General features: G+C 41.6%; 18 protein-coding genes. 1 reads left to right on the top strand and 17 read right to left on the bottom strand.

The window, feature by feature from the left end; genetic code table 11:
* Positions 1–41: 41 nt before the first annotated feature.
* The 12 genes from QM873_RS08490 to QM873_RS08435 form a co-directional block, all read right to left on the bottom strand.
* Positions 42–1,859 carry an acyltransferase family protein gene (locus QM873_RS08490; RefSeq protein WP_414279160.1) on the bottom strand — a complete coding sequence of 606 codons (1,818 nt, stop codon included), beginning with the start codon at positions 1,857–1,859 and terminating at the stop codon, positions 42–44.
* Complete coding sequence (locus QM873_RS08485) at positions 1,849–2,262, bottom strand: MORN repeat-containing protein (protein WP_195348269.1); 414 nt, start codon at positions 2,260–2,262, stop codon at positions 1,849–1,851. The genes QM873_RS08490 and QM873_RS08485 overlap by 11 nt, the downstream gene beginning before the upstream one ends.
* A 57-nt stretch (positions 2,263–2,319) precedes the next feature.
* Positions 2,320–2,742, bottom strand: coding sequence for a low molecular weight protein-tyrosine-phosphatase (locus QM873_RS08480; protein ID WP_061564578.1), 423 nt, complete (start codon positions 2,740–2,742; stop codon positions 2,320–2,322).
* Between the two features lie 118 nt (positions 2,743–2,860).
* Entirely contained in the window at positions 2,861–3,427 is a 567-nt protein-coding gene (locus QM873_RS08475) for a nucleotidyltransferase family protein (protein WP_414279159.1), read from the bottom strand.
* A gap of 6 nt (positions 3,428–3,433) precedes the next feature.
* A complete protein-coding gene (gene ruvB, locus QM873_RS08470; RefSeq protein ID WP_045760104.1) occupies positions 3,434–4,432 on the bottom strand; it encodes a Holliday junction branch migration DNA helicase RuvB in 999 nt (332 codons plus the stop codon).
* A 483-nt stretch (positions 4,433–4,915) separates the two neighbouring features.
* Complete coding sequence (locus QM873_RS08465) at positions 4,916–5,956, bottom strand: aldose epimerase family protein (protein WP_414279158.1); 1,041 nt, start codon at positions 5,954–5,956, stop codon at positions 4,916–4,918.
* Positions 5,957–5,983: 27 nt separating this feature from the next.
* Positions 5,984–7,147 carry an SIS domain-containing protein gene (locus tag QM873_RS08460; protein WP_414279157.1) on the bottom strand — a complete coding sequence of 388 codons (1,164 nt, stop codon included), beginning with the start codon at positions 7,145–7,147 and terminating at the stop codon, positions 5,984–5,986.
* A gap of 97 nt (positions 7,148–7,244) precedes the next feature.
* Complete coding sequence (locus tag QM873_RS08455; RefSeq protein WP_023024891.1) at positions 7,245–7,649, bottom strand: PTS sugar transporter subunit IIA; 405 nt, start codon at positions 7,647–7,649, stop codon at positions 7,245–7,247.
* Between the two features lie 11 nt (positions 7,650–7,660).
* Complete coding sequence (locus tag QM873_RS08450) at positions 7,661–8,482, bottom strand: PTS system mannose/fructose/sorbose family transporter subunit IID (protein ID WP_023024889.1); 822 nt, start codon at positions 8,480–8,482, stop codon at positions 7,661–7,663.
* On the bottom strand, positions 8,469–9,383 hold the full coding sequence (locus QM873_RS08445) for a PTS mannose/fructose/sorbose/N-acetylgalactosamine transporter subunit IIC (protein ID WP_023024887.1): 915 nt from the start codon (positions 9,381–9,383) through the stop codon (positions 8,469–8,471). The genes QM873_RS08450 and QM873_RS08445 overlap by 14 nt, the downstream gene beginning before the upstream one ends.
* 39 nt (positions 9,384–9,422) lie before the next feature.
* Entirely contained in the window at positions 9,423–9,899 is a 477-nt protein-coding gene (locus tag QM873_RS08440; RefSeq protein ID WP_023024885.1) for a PTS system mannose/fructose/N-acetylgalactosamine-transporter subunit IIB, read from the bottom strand.
* Positions 9,896–11,683: a glycoside hydrolase family 35 protein gene (locus QM873_RS08435; protein WP_414279156.1), complete on the bottom strand. Its 1,788-nt coding sequence runs from the start codon at positions 11,681–11,683 to the stop codon at positions 9,896–9,898. Before QM873_RS08435 ends, QM873_RS08440 begins: the two co-directional genes overlap by 4 nt.
* Before the next feature lie 131 nt (positions 11,684–11,814).
* Between QM873_RS08435 and QM873_RS08430 the strand changes: the two genes are divergently transcribed.
* Complete coding sequence (locus tag QM873_RS08430) at positions 11,815–12,531, top strand: GntR family transcriptional regulator (protein ID WP_006595289.1); 717 nt, start codon at positions 11,815–11,817, stop codon at positions 12,529–12,531.
* A 237-nt stretch (positions 12,532–12,768) separates the two neighbouring features.
* Here QM873_RS08430 and purB read toward each other — a convergent pair whose 3' ends face one another.
* The 5 genes from purB to QM873_RS08405 form a co-directional block, all read right to left on the bottom strand.
* A complete protein-coding gene (purB, locus tag QM873_RS08425; protein WP_070845603.1) occupies positions 12,769–14,067 on the bottom strand; it encodes an adenylosuccinate lyase in 1,299 nt (432 codons plus the stop codon).
* A 16-nt stretch (positions 14,068–14,083) separates the two neighbouring features.
* Positions 14,084–14,839, bottom strand: coding sequence for a hypothetical protein (locus QM873_RS08420; protein ID WP_414279155.1), 756 nt, complete (start codon positions 14,837–14,839; stop codon positions 14,084–14,086).
* Positions 14,840–14,841: 2 nt separating this feature from the next.
* Positions 14,842–15,066 carry a phosphoribosylaminoimidazole carboxylase gene (locus QM873_RS08415; protein WP_414279154.1) on the bottom strand — a complete coding sequence of 75 codons (225 nt, stop codon included), beginning with the start codon at positions 15,064–15,066 and terminating at the stop codon, positions 14,842–14,844.
* Positions 15,067–15,288: 222 nt separating this feature from the next.
* Positions 15,289–16,038: a hypothetical protein gene (locus QM873_RS08410; RefSeq protein ID WP_414279153.1), complete on the bottom strand. Its 750-nt coding sequence runs from the start codon at positions 16,036–16,038 to the stop codon at positions 15,289–15,291.
* Positions 16,035–17,213: a DUF262 domain-containing protein gene (locus tag QM873_RS08405; protein WP_414279152.1), complete on the bottom strand. Its 1,179-nt coding sequence runs from the start codon at positions 17,211–17,213 to the stop codon at positions 16,035–16,037. Before QM873_RS08405 ends, QM873_RS08410 begins: the two co-directional genes overlap by 4 nt.

Here is a 17,213-nt window from a genome sequence, read left to right as displayed (position 1 = left end):
ATTTTCTTCAAGTGAAAATTGCTTAAATTATATAGTAAATTTTAGGGTTTAACCGGTCCCTGATTGGCTTGATCAACTGCTTCTTTCACGACGTTGGCATACAGGTTTCCTCCGACATCGATGGAACCATCTGATTCTAAACCAAAGTGGACATTATCCGTTCCAGCCCAAATCTCTGGATTATCGACAGCCACTTGGTACCAGTCTGCTACATAGACATAGTCATATTTTTTAGCCAATTCCAGCTCATACTGCCGAGTCTGAACGGTAACGCTATTGCTATCATTGGCTTCACGCCCATCATATGGGGTCACAAAGATTAGGCGATGTCCTTTTGGTAGTTCTTGAACAAACTTATCCAACAATTCTTGATAATTATTAGAAGAGTTGGTTCCAAGTGCGATTACCACGTTCTTGAGCAAGACTCTATTGGCAATATCCGTTTCATATACTTTTAAGCCTGAGTCCAGATTGCGGCTCACCAAAGCGTCTAGTTGGATATCTGGCAGAACTTGTTTCAGATAATCTGATGCCCGGAGGTTTACAGAATCTCCGATCATGGTCACGCCATCTGATACATTGTAGGAAGTCGCTGAAGCATTGTCGACTTGGGCACGCGTGATCTGCATCTTGCTGTCGGATTGACGAAGCCCTTCGGTAATCAGGTTTTCATCAAAGGCTCCGACGCGTGGCGCAAAGAGTGCAATTCCAAACATGAGCAAGGTCAAGGGAATCGCGCTATAAAAGAGTGGTTTCGTGAAACTTCTGAGATCCATCGAGATCCCAAAAATCTTCGGTTCACGTCCAGCCAAGGTTGGTTCAATAATATAGAAACTCAAGGCAGCAAGACTAAAGGATACAAGCGCTGTTAGTAGAGAAGCCCAGCCATTGGTCATTAATTGAGAAAAGATGATGTAAAATGGCCAGTGGAAGAGATAGACCCCATAACTGGTATCTGCAATAAAGGTAATCACTGCTGGTTCTTTCTGATTCGGTGTCTTTTCATGGAGGACACGCGTCATCACAATCATCACAGATGCAGCAAGAGTTGCTACTAAAAAGCCAAATAAATAGGTCCAAACACTATCAAATGGAAGAATAAAGGTCAAGACCAATAAAACTAGAAAAGCACCCGCTAAAATCGCTAACGTCTTCTGTAGAGATAGCTTCTTCACTAATTGAGTAAGATTTGGGCTGGTCGTTGTAATCCCTGTCACTGTCGCTAAAGCACTCCCCACAAAGAAAGGAAAGACGTGAGCGATACTAGAAAAGTAGACATTGGACAAATTCTTGGTGACCAGCGCTCCGACAAAGAAGGTCAGGAAGGTCACCAAGAAGAGACCTGTCGAAGATAGGAAGATATAGCCTCTATATTGGCCAACTGACTTAGCTTTTTTACCCAAAAACCAAGCCAAGAGCGCCCAGAGGACATAGTAATGAACTTCAAGAGCCAAACTCCAAGTATGAATGAACAGATGGGGGATGAACTGACTTTCGTAACTTCCGCCACTTAACATCTCATAGAAGTTGGTCACAAAACCAAAGACGGCTGCAATCTGCGTCCCAATCCCAGCAATAAAGTCTCGTCTGACCAAGAAGGTAAAAGGCATGACCAGCAAGACCATAAAGACTAAAGGAGGGACAATCCGGTAGAAGCGTCGTCGAAGAAAGCCCTTGAGATCAATTTTTTGATGACGGGCAAACTCATCAATCAGCAGAGCCGTGATCAAAAATCCTGAGAAAGTAAAGAAGATGTCGACTCCAATAAATCCACCAGGAAAAACTTTTTGAAAGAAATGGTAGAGAAGAACGAGAAGAAGTCCCGTTATCCGTACCAATGAAAACCATTTAATTCGCATTTTGATAAATTCCTTGTTTAAACGTTCCCTTATAAACGACATTTTGTTCTGTCGTCAAGGTTCCCTGGCCTTCTGGTTGGCCATTGACAAATTCACCTTCATATTTCCAGCCAGCCTTGGCTGTAAAGGTTCCATAACCACTAAAGGTCCCATTGACAAAATTGCCCTTGTAGGTGTCCCCGTTCTCAAAAGTCACCGTCCCTTGGCCATTCATCTTGCCTCGGACGACACTTCCTTCGTAGCGAATAGCTCCCTTATCGAGGGTCAACACACCTCTGAAAGGAATGGAGGAAAGAAATACCCACAAAGCAGACAGAACAATAATCCCCAAGGACAAGCGTTCAATATTCTCTCTCGTAACATAGACCTTATAGGTCTCATATAATTCTTTTATTTTTTCCATACTCTGTTCATTCTTTTTATCTTCAGCCGGTTAGTCCTTTAAGGAGCCAGTCCGAAACTAATCTTCTAATCGATCCAACCACTCTTGACAACCAGCTAGGACACGGCGATAGGTCTCTTCGAAATCTCCTGTGTACCATGGATCTGGGACACTTTCTCCTGCAAAGAGATGAATCTTGTGCTCTGTTCCAGGCGGTGCCATTCGTTTGAGGTCAGCCACATTGTTCTCATCCATTCCTAAGATCAGATCAAAGGTATGAAAATCTTGGTCACTGATTTGAAGAGATGTTTTAGACGCATCATAGGGCACGCCATGACTGCGAAAAATCTTTTGAGTCCCTTGGTGAATAGGGTTCCCGTGCTCCCAGTTAGATGTAGCACGACTTTCAATCTCATACTGGTTGGTCAAATCCTTCATGACAAACTCTGCCATGGGGCTCCGACAAATATTTCCTAAACACACAAATACAATTTTTTTCATGACAGCACCTCCTTTCTATTATAACAGAATGTGAGAAAAATATAATCTGCTAAAATTATAATTTTGAGGCAAGATGAAAAAAGCCTGTCCACCATTGAGGTGGGCTGACTTTCTTTTTTTATTTAGGCAGGATGATCTGAAGGGCTGGCCATTTTCGTTTCCAATCTTTCTTCCGCATACGCTCTCTATAAACTGCCAAACGCTCGGGACTAGCTAAAAAATGTGGAGTCGGCTGAACGATGAAGTCTTCGATATCCCTTGTCCCATAGGGGAGAAAGAGCTCTAGCTGACCATCATTCCTTAAGCAAACTGCAAGAGCTGTACACTGCTCGGGGTATTTGGAAACCGCATCACAGGCACTATGATAAGGAGCCGTCCCCGGGCTATGCTGGTGCATGTAGACTTGGTTTTTGACTTCCCAGTCATACTGAGGATAGGTCTTCTTTAATCCCTGCTCGATCTGCAGAGTCTCCTCATAGCTGATCGCGGGGTCATAAAAGACCAGATCCAGATCCGTCGCCGCGTCAAACCCTGGTCTGCCAGAAAGCTGGTTCCAGATAAAATTGCGCACCGCACCTGCTGCTAACCAAGCGTCTGCCAGGTTGAGATCTCGAATAATAGTCAAGACAGTCATCATCTCCGGATCCGCTTGGATCTGCTCTACTATCGCTTCTTCCGTCAGCATCTTCTTCTAGTCTCCATTGTAGGGATAACCCAGGTGTTCATAAGCTTTGCGGGTCGCCACGCGCCCTGTCCGGGTCCGCATGATAAAACCTTTCTGAATCAAGTAAGGCTCATACATATCTTCTACGGTCTCTCGCTCTTCAGCAATATTGACCGATAGGGTCCCAAGGCCAACCGGGCCGCCACCGTACATCTCAATCATGGTCCGCAGGATCTTTTGATCGACATAGTCAAGTCCTTCATGGTCCACATCTAGCATAGAGAGGGCCTTGTCAGTAATGGTGTCATCAATCAAGCCATCACCCATAATCTGAGCAAAATCACGCACCCGTTTAAGCAAACGGTTGGCAATCCGAGGAGTCCCCCGACTACGAAGAGAAAGCTCTTCGGCAGCCTCGTGGGTAATCTCCATCTCAAAGATCTCGGCGGTCCGTTCGACAATCTCTGTCAGATCATCTTGCTCATAGTATTCCATGTGCCCCGTAATCCCAAAGCGAGCGCGCAAGGGATTGGACAGCATCCCAGCTCGAGTCGTCGCCCCAATCAGAGTGAAAGGAGGAAGATCCAGGTGGACACTCCGGCTGGTCTCGCCAGCACCAATCATAATATCGATGTAAAAATCTTCCATGGCGCTGTATAGCACTTCTTCGACGGACATAGGCAGACGGTGGATCTCATCGATAAAGAGAACATCCCCCGGCTCTAAGTCATTAAGGATGGCTACTAAGTCACCAGCCTTTTCAATGACAGGACCGGAAGTCTGCTTGAGATTGACACCCAGTTCGTTAGCAATGACAAAGGCCATCGTAGTTTTCCCCAGCCCCGGAGGGCCAAAAAGAAGGACATGATCCAGCGCTTCATCCCGAAGCTTGGCTGCCTCAATAAAGATTTTCAGCTGGTCCTTGACCTTATCCTGACCAATATATTCATGTAAATATTGCGGGCGCAGCGTCCGTTCAACAGCCTCTTCGTCGCCCATGATTTCATTGTCTAAAATTCTACTCATACAGTCTATTATAGCAAAAAATGATGCCTCTGATGATTTAAAATCATATTCCATTTCATATATTACTAATTATTGATTATCGGTTTTCGGATCCGATTTTCCTCTTAAAACAACTTGTTTCTGTTTAAGGATCGTATTCCGTCTGCGACCCTATTGGACTGCCTTCACCATAATAATAAGGAACGTAGTTTTCGCTCCGCTCAAACTGCGTCAATGTACCTAAGCTCGTCTACGTCCCTATTTGACTTGACTCACTAAGGTACATAGAAAAAAGCCACCGGTTTTGGTGGCTCTTATAGGGAGGTTATTATGAAAAAGTTTTAGGAGTTTTATCATTCAAAGTTAGGAGGTCTTTGATGATGGTATTAGTATACGACGGGAAGCTTAAAGTTTCCTTATAGTTATTTTTGAAAAATATTTTCTAAAAAAGAGGGGGCCTTGAGCAAGAATTTTACATCCTTGTTTGGAGCCCCCCTTTTCTCATTATTTTTTAGCGATGGCATGGTAGCTGGTCTTGCTGGTAAAGACTTGACCTGCTCTCAAGATGACCTTTTCAGCTTGGTCACTATGAATGGCATCTGGCACTGTTTGAAATTCGAGGGCCAGGCCATTGTGCTGAACCATTGGTTTGCCTTGAAGATGAACGGTTTCATCTACAAAATTGGCTGAATATACCACCAAGGCTGGGGCTTCTGACTTGAAGGTCAAAAAGCGTCCGGATGGTTGATGGTAGAAGAAACCTGCATTTTCATGCCCTTCTGGTAGAGCGAAAGGATGGTCTAATCCTTCTACCAGGCGGATTTGCGGATCAGCATCCTTGAAGAGATCCTCTAACAGCATAGCTTGGTAGAGATGCTGAACGATTGGACTTTCTCTATCTACGGTGTGAAGAGGGACGCCATCTGGATGGATAGGGTAAAGCCCCTGATGATTGATCTGAAAGACATGGTCATTAATCGGCTGGGTGAAGTTGCCTGATAGGTTGAAATAGCTATGGTTGGTCGGATTGACTAGGGTGTCCTGGTCTGTCTCTACTCGGTAACTGATTTCCAACTCCCCTGCTTCGGTCAAACCATAGGTCACCCAGATCTTGAGATTTCCAGGGAAACCACCGGTGCCATCTGCACGCTCTGTGTACAGAGTGATTTCTTGGTCCGTCACTGACTCCACGCTAAACAAGGCACTATCCCATCCTGTCGATCCACTGTGGTTGCAGTTGGTACCATTATTGACTTCCAAGTGATAGGTTTTCCCATTGAGGTCAAAGCTGGCACCTGCGATCCGACCAGCGACTGGACCAATACTGGCTCCATATTTAGGGCTATTGCCGACATAGGCATCAAAATTGTCAAAGCCCAAAACAATATTAGCGAATTGGTCCTGTTTGTCTGGTGTTACATACTCTAAAATAGTAGCTCCATAAGTCATGACAGACAATTGATAACCCAGGTCATTTTCGAGGCGATACGCTTCTACATCTTGACCGTCCAATTGACCAAATAGATATTTTTGATAGTGTTTCACAAGTTGTCTCCTCCAACATCATTCATTCTAGTGAAAAGGGTGAATCACCACTCCTTGTACAACACGGTTCACCGTTCCAGTTGATGATGGTGTGTCTGGGCGATTTTGAACCTTGAGCGAAGTCAAGAGGGAAATCAATTGACCGTAGATAATGTATGGGAAGGCACGGTAGATATCCAGCGACTCTGCTGAAGAGGCTACCAACACTTCACGTACATGCTCAATCCCAGCAGCTTGGTCGGTCAAGAGGACGACCTGACGGGCAATCTGATCTCCCGCCACTTCTCCAACCAAATCCAAATCGTACTGGCGTGTATAAGGATCAATGGATCCAAAAACCAAGACCAGTGTCTGGTCATTGATGAGGGATTTCGGTCCGTGACGGAAGCCGACAGGGCTCTCGTACATGGTCGCGATTTTACCAGCTGTTAACTCTAAAATCTTGAGCTGGGCTTCATGAGCTAGCCCAAAGAAAGGTCCTGCTCCTAGATAGATGACACGTTCGAAGTCTAAATCTACAACTTCCTTGACCTCGCGATCTTTCTCCAAGACCTGCTCTGACAGATAAATCAATTCTTCCACTCGTTTTTCCTTGATTTCTTCCTCACTTGGATCAAAGACCAAGAGGGCTGTCAAGAGCATAGAAGTAAAGCTGGATGTCATGGCAAAGCCAGCATCATTGGTTTCTTTTGGTTGGAGAAGCAAGAGATTGCGCTCATCTCCGTGAGCTTGCTGAGCTAGCTTGCCTTCTTCCGCACAGGTAATGGTGATCTGATAGAGTTCATCGACCAAGTCTTGAGCCAACTCAACTGTCGCAACACTTTCAGGCGAGTTGCCACTTCGTGCAAAGGAAACTAAGACCGTCGGCACTTCTTTTTTGAGGTAGGTTTGTGGATGCGCCACGATATCAGTCGTCGCAATGGATTGGAAATTCCAATGGCGTTCATCGTACACTTCCTGCAAATAGGGAACCAAGGTGTCCCCCACATAGGCCGAGGTCCCTGCTCCTGTCAGGATGACTTTGATGTAGCCATGACGCTTCCCAATGGTCTCTAAAAACTCTTGGATTTCTTTCGCTTTCTCTTGATAGAGACGATAGGTTCCTTTCCAAACTTCTGGTTGCTGGTAAATTTCGCGAGTCGTAATTTCAGCCCCCAGTTCAAGCAGTTCTTCTTTTGTATAATCTAGCATGCTTTTCCTCTTTTCTACCCGCCTTATAAGCGGTAAGAGGCCGAGACAATTGTCCCAGCCCCATTCCGAATGTTCAAGCGGTCTTCGCTATCGTATCTTATTCATCCTCGTCGTCATCAAAGTTGGATAAAAGATCATTAACCTTCACGATGCTTTCTTGTGCACGCGCTGGATAAGCTTCTTCTCCTCCGACCAGGCTGTTATTAATAAATTCAATTACCATTGGCAAGTTCATCCCTGCATAGAGGTCAATCGCACGTCCTTCAAGAATCAGACGGCTAACTGTATTACAAGGAGTGCCTCCCAAAAGATCCGCAAAGACGATATAGTCCTCAAAGTCTGCAACACAGGCTTCAAACTTGGCTGTAAACTCCTCAGGACCTTCCTCTGGCAAGAGGGCCACGGCATGAATATTGTCTTGTGGTCCCATAATCATTTCTGTACTGGCTTTGAGCTCTTCACAGAAGCGACCATGACTGACCAATACTAACTGTTTTGCCATACCTTACTCCATTATGCCATTCCAAAGAAGAAGTGGCCAAATGCTGAGAATGCGATTGCTGCAAGGATGATGAGCAAGATAGCTTTTGTAGAGTTCATACCTTTACGTCCAAGCAACCAGTAGATCACACCTGTGATGATAGCTGGTACCAAACGTGGGAAGATAAGGTTGAGCATATCTTGAATTTCAATCGCTTTGTCCCCAATGTGTGGAGCCCAAGAAACTTCAACACCAATCATGCTGGCAATCAAGGCACCAACCATGAAGATACCTAGAACGGCAGCTGCATCAATCAAAGCTGTCAAGGTACTTTGCATGTTGTTGATGAGGTTAACCCCTTCTTTATAGGCAAATTCCAATTGTTTCCAACGGAAAATGTCATAAGCAACTGCCACAGCGATCCACAAGAAGATACCGGCTGGGTTTCCTGCAACAGCCAAAGTTGCTGCGATTGAACCCATAATAGCTGGTACCAATGATCCAAAGATTGAGTCCCCAAGAGGAGCGAATGGTCCCATGAGACCTGTCTTGATACCATTGACCGCATCTTTTGATTTGACACCATCTTTTTCTTCCAAAGCGAGGTCAAAACCAGTGATAATGGTGTGGAAGAATGGTGAAGTATTGAAGAATTGCGTATGCAATTTCATCATTTCTTTCAATTCTGGAGTGCCATCACCATACATTTTACGCAACTGAGGTAAAATCATATAAAGGTAACCAGAAGCCTGCATCCGTTCATAGTTCCAACCTAATTGGAAAGTAAACAGACTACGTTTGTTAATTTGATTAAAATCCTCTTTAGTGAGTTTGTAATTCTTAGAATTCGTCATCTTCAATTTCCCCGCTTTCTGATTCAGTTACTGGAGCAGCTACGACTGTACGTTGACTGTTTTTGAAGTGTTGTACTGCAAGGAAGATACCGATAATGGCAATACCAATCATAGATACACTCTTGAAGTTGTTAACAAAAGTAATAGCTTGTTCTTCTGGAAGTTTAGCGAACACTTCAGAACCGACAATGCTAGACACTGCAGCACCAAGGCTTTGAACATTGCTATAAAGCACTGTCAACATAGCTGTCAAACCAAAGCCAAGTGCTAAGTAGTGAAGGTTACGACGAACAGGAAGGTAACGGAGCAAGATCGCAAATCCAAGACCTGGAAGCATTTGACCTGCAAGTTTCAGACCGTTTGCCAACCATTGTACATTAGCAAGACCTGTAACAACAGTTTCTACGAAAGATCCACCAAAAGCAAGCGCGAAGTAAACTGGGAGAGCTCGAGAAAGAGCCCATGGAATCGCACCAAGGAGATAGTTGCGTTCGATGCCTTTGTAATCAAAGCGTTCAATCGCAGCATCTACACGGTGAGCGAAGTAAGTTGTAGTCATACGACCAAGAATATCAAAGTATGTCAACAAAGTTGCTACCGGTACAGCGATTGTAGCAATAGCAAGCTCTGGATCAATCCCTTGTGCTACTGAGAAGGCAGTCGCAAGAACGGCACCAGAAGTGGCGTCAATACGAGAAGCTCCACCGAAAGTACCAACACCGAGCACTGTCAATTGAAGAGAAGCTCCGATAAAGAGACCTGTCTTTAAATCCCCCATGACAAGTCCTGTAATGAAACCAGCAAAGACTGGTGATCCTGCTGATGAAACAATCGTCAACTCATCACAGATTTGATAAGCTGAGTACAAAGTAAGTAGTAAAATTTGCCACCATTGTATCATGACAATTTCCTCCTAAAATTTTTCTTTTTTATTTATAAACTATTTGAGCAACTTCAAGAAGTCTTCAATTGGATCATTTGGAACCATTTGAGCAGTTAGCTTAACTCCTTTTTCAGCTAGCTTGTGGAAAGCTTCCACATCAGCATCCACTACGTTGATCGAACGAGTAATCGGACGAGTCTCGTCTGATTGAGACATGTTCCCAACGTTTAAGGTTTCAAGTGGCACACCTGCTTCTACCAAACCGAGGAAACGATCTGGCTTGCGAGCTACGATGAAGAGACGTTGGCTGTCATATTTTCCAGCCAAGATATTTTCTGCAGCCTTTGCTACTGGCAAGATACTGAGCTTGACACCAGGTGGTGTCGCTAGTTTCAAACCACTTTTTTCGATATCATTTTGAGCGACTTCATCATCGATCACCATGATACGTGAAATATTCAGTTTGGTAGTCCAAAGATTGGCTACCTGCCCGTGGATCAAACGTCCATCGATACGGCATCCTACAATAGTCATAAGTTTTCCCCCTTTACTTCTTTGAATGTAGGTTGTGAAACAAGTTTCAAGGTCTCCTTCCAAGTGCCCTCTGTCTCAAAGACGAGGATCTCATTTTCCCCATCTTTGAGAAAACCATGAGGGATGTAGAGGGAGAGTGTTGGACCGACTTCCCAGAAACGACCGATATGGTGGCCATTTACAAGAACGATCCCTTTTCCAAATCCAGTCATATCAAGGAAGGTATCCTCAACCTGATCTAGATGAAAAGCAAATTGATAAAAAGCTGGTTGACCTTCTTGCCATTCTTTCGAAAAATCCAAGCGGTCCAGCTGGCTAAAATCAAGCGCATGTTGTTTCCAATGAAGCTTGAAATGAAGATCGATACAAACCCCTGTTCGGATTCCTTTTCGTTGGGTGTCCGCTAAGAGTTTGTGCCCATAATTGACTCGTCCCATGTTTTCGATCAAGAGTTTTAAGTTTGTAATCGTTTTCTTTTTTCCGTTTAAAAAAAGATCTTGACCGATTTCTTCTTGGTATTGAGTGGCAATCAACTGATCATTGGCATAAACCTGTACCCGATCACGCGCATCGATGATACGCAAGCGCTCTTCTTCCGCATCCATTTCCACTTCTGTCTCATAGAGCAGATAGCCTAATGGGTGGTCGATTTCTTCCATGGTCTGTGGGTAAAGACTTTCGGTGACTTGAGCAATCTCGTTTAAGTTGCCGAACAAACTAGTCTTTTTGGTCAACTCCAATGTTCGTTCAGATAAACTCGACTTCACAAGCGGATCCATCTGTTGATACTCTGGATAGTGGGTCGCCATCATCTGCTTGACCGCATAATACTTAGGAGTCGGGTTGCCCTGCTCATCTAAGAGAGCGTCATAGTCGTAGGATGTCACCTGTGGCAGATCCACGGTCCCTCGTGCTGAGCAGCCGTTCATAAATCCGAAGTTGGTCCCACCATGAAACATGTAGAGATTGATAGAGCCTTCTTGTAAGACCTCATGGACAGCTTCTGCCAACTCTTCTGGATCCCGCTTGATGATGGGTTCTTTCCAACGATTGAACCAGCCATCCCAAAATTCCATACACATGAGTGGCCACTTTTTGTCATGCTCCGCAAAGAACTCTTTCATCTGAGAGAAGTTGTAATTGGCTCGCGAACCAAAATTACCGGTTACAAAGAGTCCATCCTCAATCAAAGTCCCTGCTCGAAGAGTCGCCCTCCAAGGTCCATCAGAAGTAAAGAGTGGACAAGTAATATCCCGCTCGATCATTAGATCTCTGATCGCCCGAAGATAGGCTTTGTCTTCGCCATAAGAGCCGTATTCATTTTCCACCTGCATCATGAGGATATTGCCCCCACGATCCAATTGGTACTTGGCCACACGTGGCAGGAGCTCGTCGTAATAGCGAGCCACTTCCTCGAGAAAGGCCGGATCTGATGAACGAATCCGAAGGTCTTCTTCGATTAACCAGGCTGGCAAGCCCCCAAATTCCCACTCCGAACAAATAAACGGTGATGGACGGAGGATCACATACAGATCCAACTCTTGAGCTACTTGGATAAAGTGCTCCAGGTCCAAATTCCCTTCAAAGTGAAAGTGGCCTCTTTGTGGCTCATGAGCATTCCATGGAACATAGGTTTCAACAGTATTAAAACCTAGAGCTTTTAGGTTATATAAGGAATGATACCAATCCTCACGATCGATCCGAAAATAATGAATTGCACCAGATAAAATCTTAAAAGGTTGATCATTTAAATAAAAATCTTCTCGGATTTCAAATGCCCCCATACTGAGAACCTCCTTCTAAGAAACCCTTTTCATTTATTAATATAATATATTAATAAAAAAATGTCAACAACTTTTAAAAAAATATGTTAAAATAATATTAACAAGGGATATCGAAAGAAGAGGTGAAGCACATGGCAATCCCAAAATACCAACACATCAAAGATGATTTGAAGCAACAAATTATCTCAGGCAAATTCGAAAATGGAGATAAATTTTACACAGAAGCCGAGTTGATTAAGATTTATAATGTTAGCTCGATTACTGTTGTTCGTGCTTTGAACGATTTGGCCAGCGATGGATACATCGTCCGCCAACAAGGAAAAGGAACCTTTGTTTCGCGCGCTAGAAAACACAAACTGGTTGAGTTTTCAGACGTTGAAACCTTCCCTATCCAAAAAGCGACTGTAAAAGTTCTCTCTATCAAGCGTGGCAACGCGCTGAACATCTTGGATAAACTAGGACTTGCTCCAACTCAATTCTATTATAAGATTGATCGGACCCGTCATATTGGTGAAGATACCTATATCTACCACCAGACTTATGTCCCAGAGCAATATATTAACCCAAATTATCCGAGCTTAGATTACTATAGTTCGATTTATGATCGCTTTAAAGAAGATTATCATATCCATATGAATGATGAACACTTTGAAGAAATCAATGATATTGTATTTCCAACACCAAGCAAAATCGCTTCTGTGTTGAATATCGATGAAAACTTCCCAACGGTCCGTCAAGTGAAGACGACAAAATTGGAAGCGACCGGTCAAATTCTCGAATATAGCGAAACCTATAAACGCGGCGACTACTATAAAATCAAATTTATCTCTTGTGATCGTGATCATTGATCATTCAAAGTCTGGGGTTTGGCCTCAGACTTTTATGATACAAATTATAGCATGAAATAATAGTTCCTAAAACATGTAAAACGAATAATCTATAATTAGTGATAGACTTCCTATAAATAGTTTAATCAGTCAAAATTTATTATGATAAATTCAGGGCCTAGAGCACCTGATATCGGCAAAGAAAAAGACAAACATCTCATGATGTTTGTCTTTTTTTGATCAAATCTATGAGGGGGATTAGTCACCCAAACCGATGCGTTCGAAGATTTCATCCACCCGTTTGGTGTAGTAAGTTGGGTTGAAGATTTCGTCGATTTCTTCTTGAGTGAGGCGTGATGTTACTTCTGGATCTGCTTCAAGAAGTGGTTTGAAGTCTACTTGGTTATCCCATGATTGGGCGGTCTTCGGTTGAACAAGATCGTAAGCCTGTTCACGCGTCATGCCTTTTTCAATCAAAGTCAGCATAGCACGTTGGCTGAAGATCAAACCAAATGTAGAGTTCATGTTGCGGATCATGTTTTCTGGGAAGACTGTCAAGTTCTTGACGATGTTTCCGAAACGGTTAAGCATGTAGTCAATCAAGATAGTTGTGTCTGGTGCAATGATGCGCTCAGCTGATGAGTGAGAGATATCACGTTCGTGCCAGAGGGACACATTTTCATAAGCTGTTACCATGTGACCACGGATCACACGCGCAAGACCTGTCATGTTTTCAGAACCGATTGGGTTACGTTTGTGAGGCATGGCTGAAGACCCTTTTTGACCTTTAGCAAAGAACTCTTCCACTTCCCGTTGTTCAGATTTTTGAAGACCACGGATTTCAGTTGCCATCCGCTCGATAGAAGTTGCGATGCTAGCAAGAACTGCAAAGTACTCAGCGTGAAGGTCACGAGGAAGGACCTGTGTAGAGATTTCTTGGGCACGGATACCAAGCTTGTCGCAGACGTATTTTTCAACGAATGGTGGGATGTTGGCAAAGTTACCAACCGCACCAGAGATCTTACCAGCTTCTACGCCAGCAGCCGCATGCTCGAAACGCTCGATGTTCCGTTTCATTTCGCTGTACCAAGTGGCCAATTTAAGACCAAAAGTTGTTGGCTCAGCGTGCACACCGTGGGTACGACCCATCATGATAGTAAACTTGTGCTCCTTAGCCTTGTCAGCGATGATGTTGAGGAAGTTTTCAAGGTCCTTGCGGATGATGTCGTTGGCTTGTTTGTAGAGGTAACCATAGGCCGTATCTACCACGTCAGTAGATGTCAAACCATAGTGAACCCACTTGCGCTCTTCACCAAGAGTCTCAGAAACCGCACGCGTAAAAGCCACCACATCGTGGCGAGTCTCCTGCTCAATCTCCAAAATACGGTCGATATCAAAGTCCGCTTTTTCGCGGATCAAAGCCACATCTTCCTTAGGAATTTCTCCCAACTCAGCCCATGCCTCGTCAGCCAAGATTTCCACCTCAAGCCAAGCACGGTATTTATTTTCTTCAGTCCAAATGTTCGCCATTTCTGGGCGAGAGTAACGTTCGATCATGTTGTTTCTCCTTTAACTATAATCTTCTTGATAAATCTTCAATTTCATCTACTTTTTTAATAAAATCGTACGACAACGTTTGGGACATATCCCGTAAATTTGCGAAAACACTAATTTCATTTTTTAAGTAGTCAATAATTGGTAATAAATCTGCAAACCGCTTGCTATTTGACAATGTTACATTTAAATATGTCAAACCAACTTGAATACTTTTAATTAATTGAGCTCGCCTCAGATAAAATTCTATGTCAGATAGATATCTACGTGCGTTAGGTTTAACAAGTACAGTTATTTCCGAATCCATACCGTTTTCTCTTTTTGTCAATTCCTCTTTAAACCAATCAAAAACTTCTGGATTCTTTTTAATCAGTTCAAATAAATCCTTTCTTATAGACTTTATCTCAGATTTTGAAAGCAATGGGTCTATGTCTTTAATTTTAGAAGACATAGACTCTAATTGATTGTATTCAAATTCCGAAAAATCTATATCGTTTTCTATCTCATCATAATTACCCACATATTTAAATATCTTTTTCTTAGGAGTAAATTCATTATAAAATTCTCGGCAATCACGAATCAGATTTAACAACCATGTTAAAGCATCTTGTTTTTTTTGTTCCTTATTAGTTTTTTTCAAATTTCTTTGCTGAATAATTAATGTTATTATCACACCAATTAATGCTAATACTCCCGGTAATATGGTAAGTAAATTAGTCTTAATTGTTATTTTTTGAATTTCATCCAATAACATCTCATTAGTAACATTATTCAATATCAAAACTCCTCTTTCCCAATCCACACAGATGGATAATGATCTAGTGTATTCAAATCTGTATCCAGCGGGACATCATAGATAGCTAGATAGTTTTCAGGGTATTGTGCAACCAGCTCTTCATACTTAGCTTTCACCTTTTCGTGATCGCTACTAGCATACAAAACTTCGACGACTGCCCCCGTCTTCTCTTTTTCAACAAATGCGTTGACAATGAGTTGAATCATAATAATTGACCAATTCCATAACCTATATTCAGTTTAGAGGATACGGAGCCCTTGTTCCTTTCTATTATATTTTACAGGAGGAGACACAATTTTAGCCCCAGTTCAAACAATTGAACTATTCCTCTCCTGTTTTCTATTTTTTCACTATCTGAGATTAGACTTCTTGATTTGCTCAGATAAATTGTGATACCATTATTTAATTTTTACTCAAGATAATATCGTTTAAAAATCATTTTCTTCCAATTCTTTTAAATACACCTTGAATATCTCCATAAATATCCTATCAATAAGAACAAGTATAAAGAACCAGATGAAATAATTTCTTGAGGTGTCATCCTCTTTTTGAAGAGATTTTAACGATGGTAAGTTTTCTTGATAGGACAAAGTATTATGAGCTAACCTATTCCTATTATTGTATAATTCCTCATATTGTAACTCCAACACAACTTCTACACTAGCAGAAAGTTGTGCTTTGTTCTTAAACATTTTTGTATCACTGGGAAGAATCTGTTCCTCTCCTATTTTAAAACCATGTACAAAATAATCGTATTTCCTTTGCGTCCAAGTAACTAAAACTGAATTACTAAAAATTTTTTTTATTTCTTCTACTGATTCATCAATCCATTGCTGTTTTGTTAAGTAATTTACATCATAAGATGCCTTTAGCGATTTTATTAGCTCATTCAAACGCTTATAGATGGCAGACTTAGCTTTATAACTTGAATACTCTCCTAACTTGTCTTCATTTTGTAGAAGACTTCTTCGATATCCATAGTCATATGTAGCCATTTCCCATGCTATACATTTCATTTTTTGCTCTTGAAAACCAGTCATCTTTAAAAATAATGAATGAATAATATACTCAGATAAAGGATAAGTTTCAACACCATCATTAATCACATAACTTGCTGATACTGCCTCTTCTAAAACGGTAGTTATGGGTGTGAAAATAAATGCTTCATGATTGCTCATTTTATATACCTACTGTAAATTTCATAAGATGTCTGAATTCTATCACGTAAATGCCTTAAAGCACTTGGATTCTTTGTATGTTTCAAGTCACCTTTAAATATTTGAATTTTCTCTTTTAATTCTTGAACTAAGTTATCTATAGATTCGGGATTTAGTTCTTTATTTTCAAAAATTGTATACTTTAACAAACCAAAAGAAACCAAGTCTATATCAATAATTGAATTTAAATCCATTTGTTTAGTTATGGTTGCTATCTGCTCTCCAACTTTCGTTAGTTTAGTTGAATAATTTTCTTCTGTAACATATTCTGGTAATGACGAAAATAAATCACTATGTTCACCATATGCAACAAAGTAAATGAACTCTTCATATAGTTTTTCCATTCTTCGAGCATATCTATAGCCAACCTTGTTTATATTCACCTGTTTATCATAGTGAGAGATTAAAGCAATATAACGAACAAAATCCATTTGAGCATCATTAACTCTGATTGATTTGCTAAATTCAGGTTCAAAAAAATCGACAAGAGTATCTCTAAGGAAATATAATGATTTTCTACTTTCCTGAGGGAGTAATGTTTCACCTTGGATGTTTATGTTTCTAAATACAGAGGAATAATATCTTTGCTGTTCCGAATAAAAATCATCAACACTCTCACCATTTGTCACTTGTGGCACAAGATAACAAAAACCAAGATAATGAGAACGCATGAAGTCTAAACTTATTTCTTGAATCTCATCATAATTATCTTTTTTAATTTGTGAAAGTATTTGTTCCTTGCTGTTTCCTTTCTCCGTTAATTTCTTCAACGACCACTCTAAAATATTGTCAAACTCATCAATATCTATTTCTGAGTCATTATCATCAATCAAGTTTGCAATTTTCTTTTTATATTTTTCTTTATTTGGAAAAATACCTAAAAAACTAAGAAAAATACTAGTCAAACGTTGTTGTCCATCCAAAATTAAATTTTCACGTCCTTCTCTCTTATCATAAGAACCGATAGTAACCGGTGGTACAAATTCATTTTTTCGTATACTCTCAATTAATTTCTCCGTTTTCTCTTTATCCCAAACAAACAATCTCTGATAATCTGGAAGAATAATATTTTTTTTTAAAATTAAGTTCATCCAATGTTCTAAAGTGTACTCACCGTAATATACTTTGCTCTCCAT

The organism is Streptococcus australis, assembly GCF_047463015.1.
In the GTDB taxonomy this organism is placed as follows: Bacteria; Bacillota; Bacilli; order Lactobacillales; family Streptococcaceae; genus Streptococcus; species Streptococcus australis_F.
This window is presented reverse-complemented; position numbering and strand designations above follow the sequence as displayed.